We start from the raw sequence: 20,139 nt of genomic DNA, 5'->3' as shown, positions 1-20,139 counted from the left end.
CGAGAGCAGGAGTGCGCCCTGGAGGTGGGCCCCCACGCGGACGTGGCGGGCCCCTACGGCCTGGGGTTGGACCGCCAGAGCCGGGTGTTCGGCCGGCGGTCCTGAGCCTCGGGCGCTACAGCTTCACCTCTTCCCGGTCCCCGTGGGTGATGTAGCCGGTGCCGGCCTCGGCCAGCTTGGCCATCAGCTTGTCGGCGCCATTGGAGCGGCTGAAGGCCATCTCGTTGCGCGTCACCCCCACCAGCGTGAGCAGCTGCACCTTGCCGGAGGGCAGGGTGAACTCGGCCGCGCGCGAGGGGTCCTTCACGAAGACGAAGCCGTTCAATTTCGTCTCGCCGCCGGTGAGTGAACCCTCCACCGGGTAGCGGTGACCCAGCGCGAAGGCGCGCAGGCACACGAGGTTGTAGGCCATCATGTCCAGCAACCGGAACACCGGCCACGACGCCTCCTCGGGCGTGTGGATGACCATCTCGTAGCCGATGCCACTCGAAGCGCCGTCGGCGAGCTCCGCTCCCGGCGCCACGGTGAAGGGGTTGGACAGGCCGCTCGTCACATAGGACCAGTAGGGGAACTGCTCGCTGGGCGGGGCCACGCGGACACCCATGGGCCCCCAGTTCGGATCCAGCTCCTGCACTTGAGCCAGGTCGCTCTCGAGCCAGGCTTGCAGCGCATCTGTTTGATCCAGCGTGTAGACGTTATCGCTGATGGCCCCGAAGAGCTTCGGGTACTCCACCTCGTCGCGGTCGGCCCAGCAGTCCTCGTACCACTGGACGAAGTCTTCATCCGTCTCGGGCGCTTTCATGAGCGCGACTCTAAAGGTCCTGGTTGGTTTCACAACTTCGAAACTCTCGAGGTGTGCTCCTGGTGGGAAATCCTTTGCCCACTCAGGGGAGCCCTTCTTCCCAGGTGGGGGCTCCGAGCAACCCGCCGAGCGCCGGTCCGGAGCCCGGAGGTGGCTTCCGGTGGACACAAAGGGGCCTGGGGGCGCCCGGTACGGGACGTGAAGAGGCCCCGGTGGGCACGGGCCCGGACTGATCGGGAGCCCGTCTTCGCCACGGGGAGAGCTACATGCAGAGGGGATGGAGGGTCGCGGTCTTCACTGCGGCGCTGGGAGTGGGAGGCACGGCGTACGCGCACGAGTTCGACTGTGAGAAGCGCGTCAACGGCCAGCCGGTCGTCCACGTCGAGGAGTACCCCATCACGGTCCGCTTCGATGATCGCCTCATCAACATCCACCCGACGGCGCCGTCCCTGGCGCTGAATGCCGAGGACACGGGGCTGACGGGCCGGGGCTGGAGTTTCGAGTACGCGCTGCCGCTGGCGGTGCCGGTGGGGGAATCGGCGGACCAGAAGTTCCTGATCCAGCTGGGCAGCTACGAGGAGTGCCGGGCGCTGGCGGCCCAGGACGGCTCGGACGACGGGGCCTTCGACAGCACCTTCCGGGTGGTGTGGCCGTTGGGCGAGGACCAGTGCGCGGCGAGGCTCGTGTGTGATCCGCCGTACGTGCCGCCTCCGCCCACGGATTGCGAGGTGACGAACAGCTGCCCGGAGCCGCGGGTGACGCGGGACGAGGGCTTCTTCAAGGTCCATGAGCAGGCGCTCCAGCAGTGCGTGGAGCTGTTCCCCATCGAGCTGGGGAGCCTCGGGACGGTGTCCACGCTGGAGCAGGCGCTGGGGGTGCTCTGGGGCAGCCCCTCGCTGTACCGCAACGGCGAGTCGCGCACGCCGCTGGACACGGCCCGCTTGCTGCTGGCGAGGCAGGTGCTCGTGGCGCACTGCAACGCGTACCTGTTCGGCTCGTTCACGCGCCCCGCGGACCTGCTGGATACCGGGCGGACGGCGCTCTCCGGCGCCCAGTGCCAGGGCATCGGGGCGCTGCGGAGCGCACTGAGGGAGATGAACGTCGAGGGACGGGAGCTGGTGCTGCCCGCGGATGTGGATCCAGGCCCGCCGACGCCGGCCCATGCGCAGAGCATCGCCGACGACTTCACGCAGCCGAGCGGACAGAACTGCCTGCCGGGCGGCCAGTGAGCCGCGGACCCACCACCCACTTCGAGGAGAACACACCATGAAGAAGCTGATGCTGTCCGCGCTGAGCGCCGCCGCTCTCGTCCTGTCCGCCTGCGGAGACTCCGAGCGCTCTCTGAACCCGGGCTCGCCGGGGCTCACCACCACGCGCACGCCGGACGGGGTGACGGCGGGCCGGAACTTCGAGCTGCGCCTGCGAGGAACGAACGCGGAGGCCTATGCCTCCGTGCTGGTGCCGGTGCGCTCCCTGGAGGTGTCGACGCCGGAGGGCCAGGCGCTGCCGGTGCGCCTGGCGGCGCGCACGGTGGACCTGACGGTGAAGGACCACGCGTACCTGGTGGGCCACTTCTTCGTCCCCGAGGGCGTGAGCACGGTGAAGGTGAAGATGACCTTCGACGACTTCGGCGGTTGGGAGCAGGGCGGGAAGGCGGGCTCGCTGGACACGCAGGTGGCGCCGGTGAGCTTCGATGCGCCGGTGGCCTCGCTCTTGGAGCGCGGACGCGCGGTGCTGTTGCTGGACGTGAGCCGCTCGCTGCAGCCCACGGCCGAGGCGGAGCGCCTGCTGCTGCCCACGCTCAAGGTGAACTACTAACCCGTCAGCGGCCAGGGCTTGAGGCCGGCGAGACGTTCGGCCTCCTCCACGGCGGGGGTGAGGTGCTCCCGCTCGCGGCGCAGGAAGTCGCGGATGGCCCGATTCAGGTGCTGATCGAAGATGAAGTGGGCGCTGTGCACGGCGGTGGGCTCGAAGCCGCGAGACACCTTGTGCTCGCCGCCCGCGCCGGGCTCGAACACCTTGCGGCCCGCGCGGATGCACTCGTTCACCGAGTGGTACAGGCAGACATTGAAGTGGAGGAAGGGGTGCTCCTCGAAACACCCCCAGTAGCGTCCGTAGAGCCGCTCCGGCGTCACGACGTTGAAGGCGCCGGCGATGACGCGCTTGCCTCGCACCGCCTCCACCATCTCCATGGACTGCGGCATGTCGCGGAAGATGCGGGCGAAGAAATCCGGGGTGAGCTGCACCTGGCCCCACGAGTAGCGCTCGCAGGTGGCCGCATAGAAGGCGTGGGCGCGCCGTGCGTGCTCGGGGCCGAGCGCCTCGCCCGGAACGGTGCGAAGGAGGATGCCCTGGGTCTCCGCGGCGCCGCGCTCGCGCCGCAGTTGGTTGCGCCGCTTGGAGCTGAAGCGGGCCAGATAGTCATCGTAGGAGCTGTAACCCGGGTTCTTCCAATGGAATTGCAGCGTCATCCGCCGCGCCATGCCGGACTGCTCCAGGAAGTCCGCCTCCTCCTCGGTGGGGTAGATGACGTGGATGGAGGAGCAACCCTCTTCGCGAGCGCTCTCGATGGCGGCCTCCATGAGCGCGTGGCGGGCCTCGCGTACGTTCTCTCCGGGAGCCACGAGGAAGCGCGGCGCGGTGGCGGGAGACAGGGGCGCGCCGATGACGAGCTTGGGGTAGTACTCGACGCCCATGCGCGCGGCGGCCTGTGCCCAGGCGAAGTCATAGATGTACTCGCCCATGCTGTGGTACTTGCGATAGGCGGGTGAGGCGGCCACGAGCGTCTCCCCTCGCCACAGCGTCAGGTGGTGTGGAGCCCAGCCTGTGTCGCGCTGGGCGCTCCCGCTCTCCTCCATGGCAGCCAACCAGGCATGCTTCACGAAGGGGGGAGCATCCGGTCCCGCGAGCGTGTCCCACTTCTCGGCGGGGAGGTCGGTGATGGAATCCAGCACCTGGACGCGGATCGACGGATCGAGCACGGGGACAGTTCTAACGCGGACTCTGGATGTGTGCCGCATCCCTGGCGTCCGAGCGGGCCGGCGGGGAGGGAGCGGGCGAGCGTTCAGCCCCAGGACAGATCGTACTCACAGTCCAGAACGCCAATAGGTCGGGCACGGACCTGGGGATTCTTGGCGTGAACGGACTCGAGCACGGCGAGCAGGACGCCCTCATTGTAGAGGGGGAGCATGAAGTCGCGCTTCATGAGGACGCGGGCGCTGGTGTCACTGAGCAGGGTGACGGTGCGCTCGCCATAGCTCACGGCCGAGCGGTAGCCGGAGGCGAGGTTGCCCATGACGCGCTTGGGCGAGTCCCCCGAGAGCAGCAGGAGGGTGCGGCCGGCCATGGAGCTGAGGAAGTCGCGGGTGGCCTGCATGCCGAGGCGGCGCTGGGTGGGCTCGGGGCCGCCGAGCTGGGCGCTGAGCACCTGGGTGGCGGCGAGCGCTACTCGGAGGAAGTCGGAGACGGGGTAGCTGGAGAAGTCGATGAAGCGCCGCTCGAAGCGCTTGTCGTTGAGGATGGCGTGGCAGCGCTTGATGGCGGGCTCGCCGCCGAAGGTGGTCACCGCGGACAGGATGCCATTGAAGAACAGGCCACGGGCCGTGTCGGAGGGAGTCGCGAGGGCGATGCGCCGCTCGTAGTCGGACTCCACGCCACTGCTGTTGGATGTCGCAGCCGCGTTCGTGTGCGTCATGGCGACAGAAGGGCTCCTGAAGGGCAGTAGAACCTTAGCCCATGGGGAGGGACCTTGGGATCAACTCTGCGTGTGGGTATGGGGGAGATGGCCCAACAGGTAGGTTGCGGGCGGGCGCTCGTCCGGGCACAACGCTTCTCCGTGGTGGGAGCCTCAACGACCTGCCCTGAGGGGTAGCCCGTATCTTTCACCCAGGAGCACTGTGCCCTACGCTGGGACCATGCGGTGGGTCGCGCTCTGTGTATTGGCATGGCTGCCGGGGTGCGTCAGTGCCCCGCCTCGGGCCTTGGAGACAGAGGACTATGGCTTCGAGGGAGAATCCCGTTTCGTGTGGGTTCGTGGGCCATGGGAGGCGATCAGGCCTTCCACCAACGTGGACGAGGTGATCGACCAGTTGTGTCCGGCGGTCATGGCGCTTCCCCGCGCCACACTCCGAGACTACGGGCAGGAGTACTGCGGCCTCATCTACAGCCTGGGGGACGGTGAGTACTTCGCAAGCAAGCCCTCTCCGCTGAGTGACATACGGCTGGTGGGCCCGGCCAGGAGCAAGAGCTGTTATTCGCCCAGCAGCGTGAGGGATGCACGAGGCCGGGCTTCCCCTCTTGCCGACTACCACGGGCATCCGTGGGCGCCCTCCGCGCTGTCAGACCGGGACCGGCGTGCCAACACGCAGCTTTGGTCCATCCGCATCCAGTTCGACTCGAAGTGCACCCTTCAGAAACTCATCCCCTATGTCCACGAGGACCGTCCGGGTGAGGTGTATGAGCGCCGCGGGAAGACGTGGAAACTGGTGGGCATCATCAAGCCTGAGGACAAGGCCTCGGGTCTGGTCACTTCCGTGGAGGGTGGCGAGTGAGGACACGTCCGTGAGAGGGCCTGGGACGAGGAGGATCATGAAGCGCGCGCTGCTCTTGCTGGGGTGCCTCGCGCTGTCTGGCTGTGCCCTGCTGCGCCGCTACCCACAGCCGGTCCATGCTCCGCCCGAGGAAGCCGCCCGGGTGGAGTTCCCGAAGTTCGATCTTCCCGAGGGACGACAGACCCTCTCGGGCCCTGCGCTGCGGGCGATTCAGCTCGCCATGGACGACTTCCTTCCCTGGGACACCCAGCCGCACAAGGGGGCTACGCCCAGAGAGGTGTGCCTGTACCAGCGCGAGTCCTACGACGTGACGGTCGCCCCCGGACCCGAAGGCATCATGTTCGTTCGCTTCACCGTCCGGGATTCAGTCTGCGACGTGAACGGGCCTCCCATCCTGGACATGGGGGCCACGTACGCAGTGGATGTGCAGCGGTGGCTCATTCTGGCCATTCAGCCGGAATGACTTGCCGTGCAAGGGGGCCGCCCCCTTGTTGCAGGCCGTGATGACGCGTGACAAGGAGGTTGCGAGAGAGCGTGTGCCGGGGCACAACGCGGCGGCCCATCAGGGAGGAGCCCACGTGGAGCGAGCGGACATCGTCACTCTGGACAAGCGGCACGTCTGGCACCCGTATACAGCGATGGAAGCCTACATCGCCGAGACGGACCCGTTGGTGGTCGTCCGCTCCGAAGGTCCCTACCTCTATGACGCGGACGGGCGGCGCTACCTGGATGCCAACGGCTCCTGGTGGGTGTCCACGCTGGGCCACCGCCACCCGCGCCTGGTGAAGGCATTGGTGGATCAGGCTTCCACGCTCGCTCACTCCGCCCTCGCGGGTATCACCCATGAACCGGCGGCTCGGCTCGCGGCGGAGCTGGTATCCGTGGCGCCTGGGGCTGGGCGTGCCGATGTGCCCACCGAGCACCGGCTCAATCGCGTCTTCTATTCGGACAACGGAAGCACGGCGGTCGAGGTGGCCATCAAGATGGCCGCGCAGTACTGGGCGCAGAACGGGCGGCCCCAGCGCACACGCTTCATTACGCTCTCCGGTGCCTTCCACGGTGAGACTGTGGGTGCCACCAGTGTGGGTGGCGTGCCGGAGTTCCGCGAGGTGTTCGGACCGCTGCTGTTCGACGTGGTGCACGTGCCCGCTCCTTCGGAGGAGGGCGGCTGGGAGCGAGCCTTCGCCGAGGTGCAGCGGACGCTGCGCGAGCACGGAGACTCGGTAGCGGGCGTCATCCTCGAGCCCGTCATCCAGGGCGCCGCGGGGATGCAGATCTACTCACCGGCCTTCGTGCGCGCGGTGCGAGAGGCGACCCGGGCTGCGGACACATTCCTCATCGCCGACGAGGTCTTCACGGGGCTGGGCCGTACGGGCGCGCGCTTTGCCTGCGACCTGGCTGACGTGGTGCCGGATCTCCTCTGCCTGGCGAAGGCGCTGAGCGGTGGGCTGTTGCCCTTCGGCACGACACTGGCCTCGGAGCGGGTGTTCTCCGGTTTCCTGGGCGCGAAGAGCCGGGCGCTCTACTACGGGCACTCGTACTGCGGGAACCCGCTGGGCGCGGCGGTGGCGCGCGAGGTGCTCGCTGTCTACCGAGATGAGGACGTGCCGGGCCAGGTGGCACGCAAGGCGCCTCGGGTGAAGGCCGCCTTCGAGCGCATGGCCGAGACGATTCCGGGCCTTGAGCGGCCGCGGGCCCTGGGCATGGTGGGCGCGGTGGATCTGGGAAGTGGCGGATACTTCGCGAACAGCGGCTGGCGTGTCTACGAGGCTGCACGCCGCCGAGGCCTCTACTTGAGGCCACTGGGAAACACGGTCTACATCACGCCCGCGCTCAACATCCCGGACGAGTCCCTCGACGAGCTGCTCCACGGTGTCGAGGACTCGCTGCGCGAAGTCGCCGGGCGGTGACTCAGCCTCGCACCAATCGGACCACCAACTCACAGAGGCTGCTCAGGGACGGGACCTTGCCTCTTACGCAGTCCCGGGCCTGACTGTGTGGGGCGAACGCCAGCCGGTTCAGGATTCGATCTCGGGAATTGAGGTCCTTGTGCCGGAGCGCACTCGTGATCAGGTCTTGTGCGAGGGTCGGCTCGCAGTCCGCCGAAGCCTGGATGACGGTCTCCATGTTGCTCTCCAGGAGACAGATATGGAGCCGCTCGGTGCCAAGCTTCTTGAGCTCGTCTGAGGGCAAAGGGGGCTTGTCCGCATCGAAGACGGCGATCACCGGGCGCCCATGCCCCATCAGCCTGTCCAGTTGCCGGGGATCCTTGATCTCCTGGAGCAGCTTGGCGTTGCCCTTGAGCGGTCGGCCATCCTTCAGGGCTTCTCGCTTCAGGCGCGAGAAATCGTTGCCCAAGAGGTCATTCACCATGGCGATGACCAGGTTGTGAAGGCCGAACTCCTTCCGAATTCCTCCTTGGTCCTCGTAGAGCAGCGTCACCGGCTTGTAGGAGCTCATCGGGAGGGCTCCGGTTTCGTCATGATGGACGCCAGGTGTCCCTCTTCACGGATGTCCCCGAGCCCGCGGTAGCGCTGCAGCCATGCCTCCAATGCCTCGGGATCCGGCCGGAAGAGCTGGGTGGTCCGAGTGCGTTCGTCCAGCTCGAGGAGCACCACGGACTCCGCTGGGTGTGACAGCAGGTCGAGCAGATGATCGGAATGGGTACCGAGGATGACCGGATGGGCGCGTGACATCTCCTCGCAGAAGCTCGCCAGTCGCGCGAGGAGATAGGGGTGGAAGTGCAGATCCGGCTCATCCAGCGCCATCAAGGAGCAGGGCGCCTTGAGTCTGACCAGGGCGACCAGGGCCATGTATGCCAGCGTGCCGTCGGACAGTGAAATCGCCGGGAGTTCCTGCTCCAGCCCCGCGTACTTGAGGTACAGGCCAACGTTGCCACCTCCCGGCTCGGCGCGAGTGATGACACTCTCGATGTCTCGACCGAGGCCCAACTGCACGTACTCCATGGTCTCGGTCCACTCGTTCGGCGAGGCGCTGTTCTTCAGCTCCGCGAAGGCATTGGCGAGGTTGCTTCCCCCTCGCGCGAGCCGAGTCGCGCGATCGTACAATTGGGGCTCCCGGGCGGGGTTCAGGAGCCTCTGCTCGCGCGCCACCCAACGCGCGGCGATCTGAAAAGGGGGATGGACCTCCACGGTCCCCAAGGCCTGCATCATCCGCGACATGGCCGGATGCGGCGGGCTCACACCAAACGCGGAGAGCGCAAGCTGCTCATCGCTGAGCCTCTTGAGCTCCTGGCGCTTGTCGTCCTCGACTTCGATGAATCCCTGTCCCGTCCTTGGCCGGGAGATGATGGAGACGGGGTTGCCGTTCGACCAGGCGGTCAGGGACTCGGATTCCAGAGCCGCTCTCCCCCCTGCGTCCATGAGCGCCACTTCGTACTCGAGAGGATCTCCGCCACCCTCGATGCGGACTCCCAGCTTGATCTGGTGCGATCCCTGCCGAAGCAGCGAGAACAGGCCACCGTGAATGCTGTAGAACTCGGAGAAGAAGCTCGGCTTCGCTGCGCGCCGCAGCAACTCACACGCTTCGATGAAGGTGCTCTTTCCACTTCCGTTCTCACCGATGAGGACTGTCAGCCCGTTGAGCCGGACACGAACGCGCTCCAATGTCCGCACGCCCTCGAACCAGACTTCAGTGATACGGTCCCTGGCAGGTTCCATGGTGTGGGTTTCTATCCCATGCAGGGAGCCAGAGGCCACGAGCGATACACAGGGGGAGCTGTGATCATCCTTCACCAGGGCCCTGCGGCATGGGGCGTCGCCAACATCAGCCCGTTCTGTCTGAAGCTCGAGAGCTACCTGCGGATGACCGGGCTGCCCTACAAGGCGCGGCTGGCGGACTTCGGCAAGGCACCCAAGGGGAAGATTCCCTTCATTGAGGAGGACGGGAAGTACCTGGGAGACTCGCAGCTCATCATCGAGCACCTCCAGGGCAAGCATGGAGGCTCCATGGACGCGAAGCTGAGCGCGGAGAACCGGGCCCGAGGCCACCTCGTGCGGCGCGTGTTGGAGGAGAGCGTCTACCAGCACATCCTCCAGGAACGCTGGGCCAGTGACGACGGCTGGCGCGTGTACAAGCCCGTCTTCGAGGGCTTCTTCCCTCCCGTCGTCGGCGCGGTCGCCGCGCCCCTGATTCGCCGCAAGGTCGTCCAGGGGCTCCACCGTCAGGGCCTGGGGCGGCACCAGACCGAGGAGATCCTCGAGATGGGGAAGGAGGATCTCTCAGCGGTGGCGACAGTCCTCGGCGACAAGCCATTCCTGCTCGGAGACAGCCCCACCTCGTTCGACGCCACCGTCTACGCGTTCATCGCCAGCATCCTCGTGTTCCCGTTGGACACGCCGCTGCGCCGGTTCACGCAGGAGCAGAAGAACCTCGTCCAGTACGTCGATCGCTTCCAGCAGCGCTTCTTCGCCAACTGGAGCCCTCCGGCCTGAACAGACGGGAACTCAGGCCCGCTGCCGCCGAACCTTCAATGTCCGCACCACCAGCGCGAGCGCGAAGGCGCTGACCACGACGATGGCCAGCACGTGCTCCACGTGCCCGAACCCCGCCGCCACGCGGTCGATGCTTCGGGCGAACACGTACCCGAGTCCCACCAGCAGCGGTGCGCTGAAACTCAGGGCCAGCGCATCCCAGAGCAGGAACGTCCGGGTGCGCATGCCCTGCGTCGCCGCCATCGCGAACACGAGCACCCGCATCACGGACATGTACCGTCCGAAGAAGACGACCTTGCCCCCGTGCCGCTCGTAGAGCCGAGCGATGCGCAAGCGGCGCTCGGGCGTGAGCATCGCGCGGATCCACCGCTGCTCGTACACCCGAGGCCCCAGCTTCCGCGCCGTGTGGAACAGCAGCAGGTCTCCACAGAGCACGCCGGCCATGCACACGGCGATGACCAGCGGCAGCTGCACCACCCCCAGGTGCGCCAGCGCCCCGCCCGTTAGCAGGACGATGTCCTCGGGAAGCGGCAACCCCATTCCGCCCGCCACCAGCGCCGCGAATAGCAGCGCATACGAGCCGTGCGTGAGCAGGAACCCCAGCAATCCGTGCCCCATGGCCCCCTCAACTCTTCACGATCGGTGGTGTCATCGCGCGCTCCTGCCGCAGCAGGACCAGCTCGCGGACGATGATTTGCAGCGTGGCCACCACGGGCACGGCCACCACCGCACCGATGATGCCCGCCAGCTCCGCGCAGAACAGCACGCCCAGCAGCGTCAGCAGCGGGTTGACGTGCACCGTGCGGCGGAACACCAGCGGCGCCAGCACGTTGCCTTCGACCTGCCCATAGATGATGAAGTAGATGAGCACCGCCAGCGCCTTGAGTGAGCCGCCCGTGGCCCACGTCAGCAGGGTGATGACGCCGCCGGCCACCACCGGGCCCGCGTAGGGCACCATGCTGGAGAACCCGCTGGCGATCCCCAGCGGCAGGAAGAAGGGCATGCCCAGCACCGCCAGCATCGTCGTGGTGAGCGTGGCGTTGATGGTGCAGATGAGCGCCAGCCCGGACAGGTAGCCGCCCGTGGCGTGGTACATCTTCCTCATCACCCGCTCGTAGCGCTCGCGATGCTGGGTGGGGACCAGCTCCAGCAGTCGCTGCAGCAGCCCTCCGCCGAACACCAGCATGAACACCACCAGGAAGAAGACCGTGATGGCTCCGGTCAACAGGGTGAACGCCCCGCCGATCGCATGCAGCAGCGACGGCACGGCCACCTCGCTGATCGCGCTGGTGGGAGTCGAGCCTCCCCGCTCCCCGAAGAACTGCTTCAGCGTCGACAGGTGCGAGTTCGCCAGCCGGAACAGCCGCAGCGAGCGCACCTGCTGCATCAGCTTCGGGGACTGGGCGAGCAGCTCCCCTCCTTGAGAGAAGGCCGCGGGGATGACCAGCAACCCCAGCGTCGTCACCACCGCCACCAGCGCGACCAACACCACGGTGATGGCCTGCCACCGCTTCAGCCGCTTGCGCTCCAGCCACGACACGCCGTGCTCGAGCGCCAACGCCAGCAACAGGGCAATGCCCGTCAACGTCAGGGCAAACCGTGTCTTCACTACGAGTACGGCCAGCACCACCACTGCCAGCGCCGAGAATCCCACCGTGAACACCGTCTTCGGTGTCACCTGGGATCGCCGCCAGTTCATCAAGTCGCCTGTCGCCACGGTGCCTCCGCCGCCCCCTCACGCCCCTGACTCACCGATGTGCCTCCTCCGGCTGGCGGGCAACCAGCACCGGAGGTGGCGCGGCTGGCTGCTCGCTGCGAAGCGTCCACCGGTCAACGTCGGGCCCCGCCGTGTGTCGGGTCCACGCGCACCCGGAGAAATCCGAACGCGGAGAGATCCAGCCGAAAAGGCTCGCGACAAGAAAGAGCAGTGAGCGCTGGAAGAATCCCGGGGTCCTTCAGGCCGGGTGTGCTCGAGGGAGAGCGGATGAGGCGGTTCAAGTCACTGGGTCTGGTTCTCGCTTCCCCCTTGCTGGGGTGCGGCGCGGGTTCCTCCCAGTCGGCGGTCCCAGCCTCGCTCACGCTCCCAGACTCGCTGGGGCAACCCGGTGTTCGACCTGGCTCTCTTCGTCTTTGGACCCAACGGCAACTTCGTGGCGACCAGCGCCTCGGGGACCTCCGCCGCCGAGTCCGTTTCCATTCCCCGCCCCGTGGCGGGCACCTACCGCGTCCAGCTCAAGGGGTTCCTCAACGGCCCCACGCAGTACACGGGCACCGCGGTGGTGGATCAGCTGGTACCCCTCCCTTAGCGAAACAGTCCATGGCTGGCTGAGGGACCGAGGCCACGGGTCGCTTGAGAGGGAGCGACCCGGGGCCCGGAATTTTTCGGAGTCCGCCGCACGAGCGCCGCGGCCCGGCTTCGAGCAGTGAATCGGCGCTCGCCGCACCGGGCCTCCCCATGAGGCTGGCTGCCGGTGCCGGGTTGAACCAGACTGTCCTGGACGCCCCCCCACGTCGGGAGGGGAGGCCTGCGAACCTTCGCGGGTGCATGTCTCGTGCTGGGAGGCAGTCCATGGTTTCGTCTCGTCTGGCCTGGGGACGGCTGCTGGCGGTGGCAGCGGCGCTCTCCGTGGCGGGTTGCAAAGGCAGTGAAGGTGCGGAGGGCCCGGCGGGGCAGCAGGGTCCGGCAGGGCCGCAGGGTCCGGCAGGGCCGCAGGGGCCCGCTGGAGAGTTCGGACCTGCGGGCGAGACAGGCCCGGCGGGTGCCACGGGCCCGGCGGGTCCTCAGGGGCCTTCCGGCGCGTTGGGCGTGTACGGGGATGGCTCGGCGGGCGCGTGGACCGTGCCCTCGGGGCCCACGGTGGATCTGACGGGCCCCAACGGGCTCACGCTGCTGCCGGCGGGCGCCAACACCCAGTTCACGGAGATCAACATCATCGGTAACCTGGTCGTCCCCAGCGGCATGGTGCTGCGCGCCAAGGGGAACGTCACCATCTCGGGCACCATCCTCGTGGTCCCCAGCGGTGGGGACAATGGCACCTACCGGCCGCCGCAGGGCGTGGCGCTCACCGCCGCTTCCAATCCCCAGGGAGGGTTGGGACTGCAGGCGCTTCAGGCGGCCAACCTGCTGCACCGCCCCAACGTGGGAGCCGGTGCCGGCGCTCGCGGTCCCAGCAACACCGGTGGCGAGGCGGGCTCCACGCTGGCCATCTACGCCGGGGGCGATCTCACGCTGGAGCCCAGCACCTTGATTCGAGCCAACGGCGCCAACGGAGTGACTCCGAGCACCGCAGGGCAGGACATCCCGGGCGCGGGAGGAGGAGGCGGCGGCATCATCGTCCTGCTGGCCAAGGGCACGGTGCTGATCAAGGGGTCGATGCAGCTCAACGGGGGCAATGGCTCGGCAGGCTTCGCGGGGGGCGGCACCGGCCAGGGCGGTGGAGGAGGGGGTGGGGGCGGTATCCTCCACCTGCTGGGTTCCACGATCCTTCCCGTGACGGGCACGCTCCAGACGTTCGGCGGCAACCCGGGTGCGAACGCGGGCACGGGATCCCTCATCTCGGGAGGAGGCGGTGGCGCCAGTGGGGGCAGCGGCGGCACGGGCGGAGGTTCCGCCTCGGTGATCACCCCCACCGCTGGAGCCGCCGGCTACGTCCTCCAGACCGTCACACCGTCGCCGGAGAACCTGCTGCTGTAGCCGTGGCGCGAGAGGCGCGGGCCCGGAGCCGTGGGCCCGTCCTCCTCCGCTGGGCGGCGCTCAGTTGCGCGAGGGGAAGACGCCCTGGAGCGCGATGATGAAGTTGATACACAGGAACGGAGACATGTTGTTGTGCGGCTGGCTGCCTCCAGCGAGGCTCATGGCTTGCGCGGCCATCGTGGCATTGGCCGTGTTGCTGTACGCATTCACGGGCTGGCCGGTCGAGTCGATGATGACCGCGGGGACGGTCCCCTGGGGAGAGAACTGGTCTCCCTGCGCGCCGTTCGCTGCGAGCGAGTGGTTGTGCGCGGGCATCTGGTTGGCGACCAGCGTCACGGTCTCCACGCCGCCTTGTTCCCCCAGGGTGCGCGGCGAGAGGCCCGGACCTTGCCCCGGTTGCATGGGGTAGCGCCCCCTGAGGTCTGGCAGCGCGAACGTGGTCTGCCCATTTCCTCCATACGTGGTGCCCAGGATGGCGAAGAGCGCTTGGTTCTGCGCGATCGACAGCAACTGCCCCTCGCAGAAAGCCCAACCGCGGGGCGCGAAGTTGCCAGAGAACAGCCGGATCTCACCAACGAACGGCTCGGACATGCGGGCTGCCTTTCACACGAAGTGTTGGTGGAGCAACAAACCACGGCGTGCTGGCACGGGGAAGCACCTGCTGGGTGAAGCACCAAGGAAAGCCATGGATTCCTGGCAGCTCCGGGTAGGAATGCATCATTACGACCCGACGAATGCTCGCCATGCCCTGAGGCCGGGAGCAGACTCGCCGCCGATCCAGAGACACCGTGTGCGGCCTCGCACGCATCGCTGAGGGCGGGAGGTTTCGTGTCTCGGTGGCCCCGCCCGCGTCCCGACGCAGCTCGAACGAGGGGAGACATCCATGACGTGGCGAAGTGTTTCTGGCTGGCGCTGGCTGAAGGCTCTTCCACTCTCGGCCCTGTTGATGATGGGGGCCTGTAAGGAATCCGAAGGGCAGAAGGGCGATCCGGGTCCAGCGGGGCCGGCAGGGCCCGCGGGTGCGGCGGGTCCGCAGGGCGAGGCGGGTCCAGCGGGGCCCGCGGGTCCGCAAGGAGAGCCGGGTCCATCGGGAGGGCCGGCGGGTCCGCAGGGCGATCCGGGGCCGACGGGTCCGGCAGGTGCCAAGGGAGACAAGGGAGACAAAGGCGACAAGGGCGACACGGGAACGACGGGTCCCATCGGTCCTGCGGGCCTGGCCACGTTGGCGAAGACCACGCCGGAGGCAGCGGGGGCCAACTGCGCCACGGGCGGCGTGAGGCTGGAGCTGGGCTCGGACACCAACGCCAATGGCGTGCTCGACACCGGCGAGGTGATCACCGCGCTGACGAAGTACGTGTGCAACGGCGCGCAGGGTCCGCAGGGAGTGATAGGTCCGGCGGGAGCCACGGGCCCGGCGGGAGCCACGGGTGCGGCAGGAGCCACGGGTGCGGCGGGAGCCACGGGTGCGGCGGGTCCGACAGGCCCGCAGGGCCCCGCGGGAGCGCTCGCGGTCTTCGGCGATGGCTCGGCGGGGGCGCTCAATGTCGCCACCTCGTTGGATCTCTCGAACACGACGACGGTCAACGCGCAGCCGTACAAGACGAACCTGCAATTCTCGTCGATCAACATCACGGGCACCCTCACCGTGCCTAGCGGGACGATCCTGCGCGCGACGGGAGACGTGACCATCACGGGCACCATCAACGTCCTTCAGGGCACGGAGGATACGGGGAACGGTCCCCCGGCTCCCGGTGTCTCCAAGGGCATTCCGGGTTCCTTCCACGGAGGCACTGGCATCTCGCTGCTCGCGGCTTCTCGGTTGACGAGACCGGAGCCCGAGGCGGGAGGCGCGGGGGATGGCACGCTCAACAACGGGACGGGCGGAGCCGGAGGAGGTTCCCTCATCATCGCGGCGAAGGGGAACGTCAGCATTCCCTCGGGTGGAACCATCACCGCGCCGGGAAGCAATGGCGCCACTGCGGGGACAGGCAACGACATCGGAGGTCCGGGAGGAGGCGCCGGTGGAATCATCGTCATCGCGGCGAAGGGATCGCTCACCGTGGGTGGAACCATCCGTGCCAACGGAGGGAGTGGGGGGCACGCCGTCAGCTCGGCCACGACCACGACTACGGGAGCAGGTGGCGGTGGCGGTGGTGGCGGTGGCATCGTCCATCTCATCTCCAGCAATCCCATCTCCGTGACAGGGACCGTGCAGGCGAACGGTGGAATCGCAGGCGTTGATCAGCTGATTACGTCAGGGTCGTTCATCAACGTCGCTGGAAGCGGTGGTGGCGCCTGCGGTGGAGATGGAGGCAATGGAGGAGGTGGTACATCCACCAACGCTACTGCGGCCGCAGAGGCTGGGAGCCCGGGCCACGTCATCCAGCTGACGACGCCCAACCCCGAGAACCTGCTGTGAGGTAGCCCGGCCACCTGGCCGGTGCAGCACTCAGCGGCCCGCGGGCACAGCGCTCGCGGGCCGCGTCATTCCAGCGGTGCGCACGCCCAAGGTTCAGCCCTCGCGGTGCCCGGGCCTCCACTCGAGCGCGAGGTACGGATCCGCGCTGTCCTCCGTTCCCGCCACAGCCGTGAAGCCGAGCCGCGCATAGAGCCTCCGGGCCGGATTGTCCCGAGCCACGCTCAATCGCAGCGGCTTGCCCGCCTCGGTGGCCTCTTGCTGGAGCGCTCGCAGCAGCGCGGTGCCTACACCCGTGCCGCGGTGCGCAGGCAGCAGCGAGATATCCACCAGCCGCAGCTCCTCGGACTCGCGCGCCACCCACAGGCGGCCAGCCGGGCGCTCGCTTACGAGTACCAGCTCATGCTGCGAGTGTGGGTAGCGTGACTGGTAGCCCTGGCGCTGCGCCATCCACTGCACACGCAGGAGCATGTCGCGCTGCGCCGCCGGTAGACCCAAGGATGCAATGTCCGGGCGTGTACTCGCGTACAGCTCGACGAGGAACGCGTCATCCGCGGGTTGGACGGGGCGCAGTGAGAAGGGGTGGGACACGGCCCGATCCACCTTAGCGCGAATGCGGCGATCCGACGTCTCACGTTGGACACCACGCTGAACAAAACCCCCTCCTCCAAGCGTCAGAGCAGAGGGAGCGTGGCGTCAGACCCACATGAGACGCTTCCGGGTGTGAGCGCGGGAGAGCCCATGAAGAAGACACGACATGGCAAGTCCACCTCGGACCCCCAGGAGGCCAGTGAGAAGGAGCGAGAGCTGAGGGAACTGGCCCGCCGCCTGGCGGACCTGGACGGGGACGCGCTGGACGCGCAGCTCCTGGTGACGTTCCGCGAGGCCCGAGACACGGGCGCGGTGCCGGCCGATGCAGGGTTCTTCCTCGTGGCCCACATCCTCCTGGCCATGGCGGACGAGGCGATTCCGGAAGACGCGAAGGTGCGCACGCTGGGACACGAGCTGGAGGTGATGGAGCGCGACTACGGACTGCCCGAGGAGAAGTCCTGGGCCCCCGGCGAGGCCCCCGAGGAATGGGAGGCGCTCAGCCGGCAATACGAGATGGCGTGCGATGAGGCTCGAGCGAACTTCTTCCGCACGTATGGCGAGGCGGAGATGGCGGAGTTGTTCCTGCATGATCGGGTCGCCTTCATCCGCCGCTTCGAGAGCGGCCGGCGCTTCTTCCACGGGCTGCCGATGCTGCCGGACTACCTGAACTGATGAAGATGATGGCGAAGATCTACGAGCTGGTCAGCCCCTCGGGAGCGACGGTGGCGCTCGTCGTGCTCTTGCTCCTCTCGTTGGGCATCTCGATGGCACTGTACGCGGCGCTGGTGCGGCGCTCCGAGCGGCACACGCCCTTCCAGACGGCGAGCGCCATCCAGGTGCCCTTCGCGGCGCTGCTGAGCACGGGGGTGTTCGCGCTGCTGTTCGGGCCGCTGTTCGCCACCACGCTGCAGGGTTTCTACCGGGTGGAGTTGCTCGACGACGAGGTGCGGCTGCACTACCTGTTCCCCGCGCATACCGTCACGGTGTCTCGGCTGGAGCTCACGGACGCGGAGCGGGTGCCCTCGCACAAGGGGCGTTGGCACCTGCGGCTGCGCACCCAGCAGGGCGACACGTATCAGAGCTCCCTGGCGAATGATCGCGCCGTGCTCGAGTCCTGGGAGGGCGTCCACGCCTACTTGGAGAACGCGGACGCGCCCTGAGCTCCACGCGCCGCGTGGAGCGGCCGGAGGGTTCTCGGATTTTCTGGGAGGATGCTCGGAATTCTGAGGGCTCCTCGGGCCCGTTGCCGCTCGCCTTCGAGGCATACGGGCGCGGCACGACGCTTGCGATACGCGGGAGCATGACAACTCGATGGCTGCTCTTGCTCCCCGTCCTGGCGCTCACGGCCTGCTGGCCCACCGATGAAGAAGAGATGGACTGCGCCACAGTCCTCTGTGTCCCGTGCGCTCCGGCTCTGATGGTTCGCCTTCACGGTTCGGGCGGGCAGTCTCCGCCCGAGGCCGTCCTGGAGGGTGCGCCGGGGGGATGCAGCGTGGATGGGAGCACCACGGTGTGCACCCTCTCCGATTCGCGCTCGGGCCACTTCGAGTTCGACATCCAGCCCACCGGCTACGAGAAGGTCCACGTGAGCGAGACGGTGGCCGAGATGGAGACGCACGGAAGCTGCTGCTCCTGCGGCTACATGCCCCGGGCCGTGGACGTGCAGCTCAAGCCTCAGTAGGCCTGCCTGCCCCCTGGCGAGCAACGAAGCCATGGGTACGGGGCTCTCCTTGCGTCCAGGTGTGCGCACAGGCAGCGCGGTGCACACCTTGGTCAGAGGAGAGGAGGCCACGGGCATGATCGCGACCCAAGCGCTGCACGAGGCCGGCCAGAGTCTCTGGCTGGACCATCTCACACGCGAGCTGCTGAACCAGGGCACGCTGCGGCACTACATCAACGATCTGGCCGTCACCGGCCTCACGTCCAATCCCACCATCTTCGACCAGGCCATCCGGCGGGGCGAGGGCTACGACGAATCGATCCGCGCCGGGCTGGAGCGAGGACTGCGCGGCGAGGCGCTCTTCTTCCAGCTCGCCCTGGAAGACCTGACGCGCGCGGCGGCGCTCTTCCAGGGGCTCCATCATCAGACGCAGGGAGAGGACGGCTGGGTGTCCCTGGAGGTGTCTCCGCTGCTCGCCTGGCAGCCGGTGCCGACGCTCGAGCAGGTGCTCATGCTGCATGCTCGCGCCAGCCTGCCCAACCTGTTCATCAAGATCCCCGGCACGCACCCGGGTCTGCGGGCCATCGAGGAGGCCATCTACGCGGGGGTTCCCGTCAACGTGACGCTCCTCTTCTCGGTCGAGCAGTACCTGGCCGCGGCCAATGCGTACATGCGAGGAATCGAGCGGCGGCTGGAGGACGGGCGCTCACCGGATGTGCCGTCGGTGGCCTCGCTCTTCGTCAGCCGCTGGGACAAGGCGGTGCAGGGCAAGGTGCCGGAGTCGCTGCGCAACCGGCTGGGGATCGCCGTGGCGCAGCGAACCTACCGGGCGCACTGCGCGCTCCACGAGAGCCGGCGCGCGCGGCACCTGGAGTCCGAGGGCGCCGCGCTGCAGAAGCTGCTGTGGGCGAGCACGGGTACCAAGGATCCGAGCGCTCCGGACACCCTGTACGTGGAGTCGCTCGTCGCCCCGGACACGATCAACACGATGCCGGAGAGCACACTGCTGGCCTTCGCCGATCACGGCCGGGTGGGGTCGCCGCTGCGGCGGGACGGCGGGGACTGCGAGAAGGTCATCGAGGAGTTCGTCTCCGCGGGGGTGGATGTGGAGTCGCTCGCCGAGCAGCTCCAGCGGGAGGGTTCCGATTCCTTCACGAAGTCCTGGAACGATCTCATGGCGTGCCTCGTAGAGAAGAGCGAGGCTCTGGGCGTGAGCCAAGGGGCGGTGCGCTGAGGCTCTCAACCTGGAGAGCCCTCTGCCATGTCCCAGCCCGAGGAGACCGAGGTAGCCCGCTTCAAGCGCTTGGCGGCCGAGCGCGCCGTGGAGCTCATCCAGCCCGGTATGGTGGTGGGGTTGGGCTCGGGCAGCACGGCGGCGTTCGTGGTGCGCCGGCTGGCCGCCCTGCGCGCGGGGGGGCGGCTGATGGACGTGGTGGGAGTGCCCACGTCGCTGGAGACGGAGTCCCTGGCGCGCTCGCTGGGCGTGCCCCTCTCCACGCTGGAGGAGCATCCCACGGTGGATCTCACCATCGACGGAGCGGATGAGGTGGATCCGCGCCTGTGCCTGATCAAGGGCGGCGGTGGAGCGTTGCTGCGCGAGAAGGTCGTCGCGCAGGCGAGCCGGCGGGAAGTCATCGTGGTGGACGAGAGCAAGCTGTCGCCCCGGCTCGGGACGCGCTGGCCGGTGCCGGTGGAGGTGCTGCCGTTCGGCTGGAGTTCGCAGGCGCTCTTCCTGGAAGGGTTGGGAGCGCGCGCCACGATGCGGGTGAGCCGGGATGGGACGCCCTTCCGCACGGATCAGGGCAACTTCATCTTCGACTGCGCGTTCGGCCCCATCGACGAGCCCGCCGAGCTGGCCCGGAAGCTGGAGGCGCGGGCGGGGCTCGTGGAGCACGGGCTCTTCATCGGCCTGGCCACCGAGCTCATCGTGTCGGGCCCGAGCGGCGTGGAGTACCGCCGCCGCCCGGACTGA

At 68.0% G+C, this 20,139-nt stretch carries 23 protein-coding genes; 14 read left to right on the top strand and 9 right to left on the bottom strand.

Annotated elements, in window-relative coordinates; all coding sequences use genetic code 11:
* Nucleotides 1-115: 115 nt before the first annotated feature.
* Nucleotides 116-802, bottom strand: coding sequence for a suppressor of fused domain protein (locus KY501_RS47860; protein ID WP_224371960.1), 687 nt, complete (start codon nucleotides 800-802; stop codon nucleotides 116-118).
* Between the two features lie 266 nt (nucleotides 803-1,068).
* Between KY501_RS47860 and KY501_RS47855 the strand changes: the two genes are divergently transcribed.
* Together KY501_RS47855 and KY501_RS47850 are read left to right on the top strand one after the other, a co-directional pair.
* Nucleotides 1,069-2,031, top strand: a complete 963-nt coding sequence (locus KY501_RS47855) for a hypothetical protein (protein ID WP_224371958.1) — start codon at nucleotides 1,069-1,071, stop codon at nucleotides 2,029-2,031.
* 37 nt (nucleotides 2,032-2,068) lie between these two features.
* Entirely contained in the window at nucleotides 2,069-2,620 is a 552-nt protein-coding gene (locus KY501_RS47850) for a hypothetical protein (protein WP_224371956.1), read from the top strand.
* Here the strand turns inward: KY501_RS47850 and KY501_RS47845 are convergent.
* Both KY501_RS47845 and KY501_RS47840 read right to left on the bottom strand, forming a co-directional pair.
* Nucleotides 2,617-3,783 (bottom strand): GNAT family N-acetyltransferase, encoded by a 1,167-nt coding sequence (locus KY501_RS47845; RefSeq protein WP_373691729.1) that lies wholly within the window; start codon nucleotides 3,781-3,783, stop codon nucleotides 2,617-2,619. The genes KY501_RS47850 and KY501_RS47845 overlap by 4 nt on opposite strands.
* Nucleotides 3,784-3,866: 83 nt before the next feature.
* The gene (locus KY501_RS47840; RefSeq protein WP_224371952.1) at nucleotides 3,867-4,496 is read right to left on the bottom strand and encodes a DUF2378 family protein; all 630 of its coding nucleotides are present in this window, start codon (nucleotides 4,494-4,496) and stop codon (nucleotides 3,867-3,869) included.
* Nucleotides 4,497-4,716: 220 nt separating this feature from the next.
* Between KY501_RS47840 and KY501_RS47835 the strand changes: the two genes are divergently transcribed.
* From KY501_RS47835 to bioA, 3 genes are all read left to right on the top strand, one after another.
* Nucleotides 4,717-5,352, top strand: a complete 636-nt coding sequence (locus KY501_RS47835) for a hypothetical protein (protein ID WP_224371950.1) — start codon at nucleotides 4,717-4,719, stop codon at nucleotides 5,350-5,352.
* Between the two features lie 37 nt (nucleotides 5,353-5,389).
* A complete protein-coding gene (locus KY501_RS47830; protein ID WP_224371948.1) occupies nucleotides 5,390-5,815 on the top strand; it encodes a hypothetical protein in 426 nt (141 codons plus the stop codon).
* A gap of 115 nt (nucleotides 5,816-5,930) precedes the next feature.
* Nucleotides 5,931-7,262 (top strand): adenosylmethionine--8-amino-7-oxononanoate transaminase, encoded by a 1,332-nt coding sequence (bioA, locus tag KY501_RS47825; protein WP_224372038.1) that lies wholly within the window; start codon nucleotides 5,931-5,933, stop codon nucleotides 7,260-7,262.
* A gap of 1 nt (nucleotide 7,263) precedes the next feature.
* Here the strand turns inward: bioA and KY501_RS47820 are convergent, their stop codons facing one another.
* The gene (locus tag KY501_RS47820) at nucleotides 7,264-7,812 is read right to left on the bottom strand and encodes a hypothetical protein (protein ID WP_224371946.1); all 549 of its coding nucleotides are present in this window, start codon (nucleotides 7,810-7,812) and stop codon (nucleotides 7,264-7,266) included.
* Entirely contained in the window at nucleotides 7,809-9,032 is a 1,224-nt protein-coding gene (locus KY501_RS47815; protein WP_224371944.1) for an AAA family ATPase, read from the bottom strand. Before KY501_RS47815 ends, KY501_RS47820 begins: the two co-directional genes overlap by 4 nt.
* A 60-nt stretch (nucleotides 9,033-9,092) precedes the next feature.
* Here KY501_RS47815 and KY501_RS47810 point away from each other — a divergent pair, with 60 nt between their 5' ends.
* Nucleotides 9,093-9,806 (top strand): glutathione S-transferase family protein, encoded by a 714-nt coding sequence (locus KY501_RS47810; RefSeq protein WP_224371942.1) that lies wholly within the window; start codon nucleotides 9,093-9,095, stop codon nucleotides 9,804-9,806.
* A gap of 12 nt (nucleotides 9,807-9,818) precedes the next feature.
* On the opposite strand, the gene KY501_RS47805 is transcribed toward KY501_RS47810, so the two are convergent.
* On the bottom strand, nucleotides 9,819-10,424 hold the full coding sequence (locus tag KY501_RS47805; RefSeq protein WP_224371940.1) for a DedA family protein: 606 nt from the start codon (nucleotides 10,422-10,424) through the stop codon (nucleotides 9,819-9,821).
* A 7-nt stretch (nucleotides 10,425-10,431) separates the two neighbouring features.
* Complete coding sequence (locus KY501_RS47800; protein ID WP_224371938.1) at nucleotides 10,432-11,505, bottom strand: AI-2E family transporter; 1,074 nt, start codon at nucleotides 11,503-11,505, stop codon at nucleotides 10,432-10,434.
* A gap of 406 nt (nucleotides 11,506-11,911) precedes the next feature.
* Here KY501_RS47800 and KY501_RS47795 point away from each other — a divergent pair, with 406 nt between their 5' ends.
* A complete protein-coding gene (locus tag KY501_RS47795) occupies nucleotides 11,912-12,112 on the top strand; it encodes a hypothetical protein (protein WP_224371936.1) in 201 nt (66 codons plus the stop codon).
* Nucleotides 12,113-12,375: 263 nt separating this feature from the next.
* On the top strand, nucleotides 12,376-13,500 hold the full coding sequence (locus tag KY501_RS53525; protein ID WP_255637437.1) for a collagen-like protein: 1,125 nt from the start codon (nucleotides 12,376-12,378) through the stop codon (nucleotides 13,498-13,500).
* Between the two features lie 60 nt (nucleotides 13,501-13,560).
* Here the strand turns inward: KY501_RS53525 and KY501_RS47785 are convergent, their stop codons facing one another.
* Nucleotides 13,561-14,091, bottom strand: a complete 531-nt coding sequence (locus tag KY501_RS47785) for a phage tail protein (RefSeq protein WP_224371934.1) — start codon at nucleotides 14,089-14,091, stop codon at nucleotides 13,561-13,563.
* Between the two features lie 292 nt (nucleotides 14,092-14,383).
* Between KY501_RS47785 and KY501_RS47780 the strand changes: the two genes are divergently transcribed.
* Nucleotides 14,384-15,919, top strand: coding sequence for a DUF7151 family protein (locus KY501_RS47780; RefSeq protein ID WP_224371932.1), 1,536 nt, complete (start codon nucleotides 14,384-14,386; stop codon nucleotides 15,917-15,919).
* 93 nt (nucleotides 15,920-16,012) lie between these two features.
* On the opposite strand, the gene KY501_RS47775 is transcribed toward KY501_RS47780, so the two are convergent.
* Nucleotides 16,013-16,507: a GNAT family N-acetyltransferase gene (locus tag KY501_RS47775; RefSeq protein WP_224371930.1), complete on the bottom strand. Its 495-nt coding sequence runs from the start codon at nucleotides 16,505-16,507 to the stop codon at nucleotides 16,013-16,015.
* Nucleotides 16,508-16,657: 150 nt separating this feature from the next.
* On the opposite strand from KY501_RS47775, the gene KY501_RS47770 reads away from it, so the two are divergent.
* From KY501_RS47770 to rpiA, 5 genes are all read left to right on the top strand, one after another.
* Nucleotides 16,658-17,179, top strand: coding sequence for a hypothetical protein (locus KY501_RS47770; protein ID WP_224371929.1), 522 nt, complete (start codon nucleotides 16,658-16,660; stop codon nucleotides 17,177-17,179).
* On the top strand, nucleotides 17,179-17,667 hold the full coding sequence (locus KY501_RS47765; RefSeq protein WP_224371927.1) for a hypothetical protein: 489 nt from the start codon (nucleotides 17,179-17,181) through the stop codon (nucleotides 17,665-17,667). Before KY501_RS47770 ends, KY501_RS47765 begins: the two co-directional genes overlap by 1 nt.
* A gap of 140 nt (nucleotides 17,668-17,807) precedes the next feature.
* A complete protein-coding gene (locus tag KY501_RS47760; RefSeq protein ID WP_224371925.1) occupies nucleotides 17,808-18,188 on the top strand; it encodes a hypothetical protein in 381 nt (126 codons plus the stop codon).
* A 115-nt stretch (nucleotides 18,189-18,303) separates the two neighbouring features.
* Nucleotides 18,304-19,401, top strand: coding sequence for a transaldolase (gene tal, locus KY501_RS47755; protein WP_224371923.1), 1,098 nt, complete (start codon nucleotides 18,304-18,306; stop codon nucleotides 19,399-19,401).
* A gap of 27 nt (nucleotides 19,402-19,428) precedes the next feature.
* Entirely contained in the window at nucleotides 19,429-20,139 is a 711-nt protein-coding gene (gene rpiA / locus KY501_RS47750) for a ribose-5-phosphate isomerase RpiA (RefSeq protein ID WP_224371921.1), read from the top strand.

This window comes from Hyalangium versicolor (assembly GCF_020103695.1).
In the GTDB taxonomy this organism is placed as follows: Bacteria; Myxococcota; Myxococcia; order Myxococcales; family Myxococcaceae; genus Hyalangium; species Hyalangium versicolor.
The sequence above is the reverse complement of the archived record's forward strand: the minus strand, read 5'-3'. Positions and strand labels throughout refer to the sequence as shown.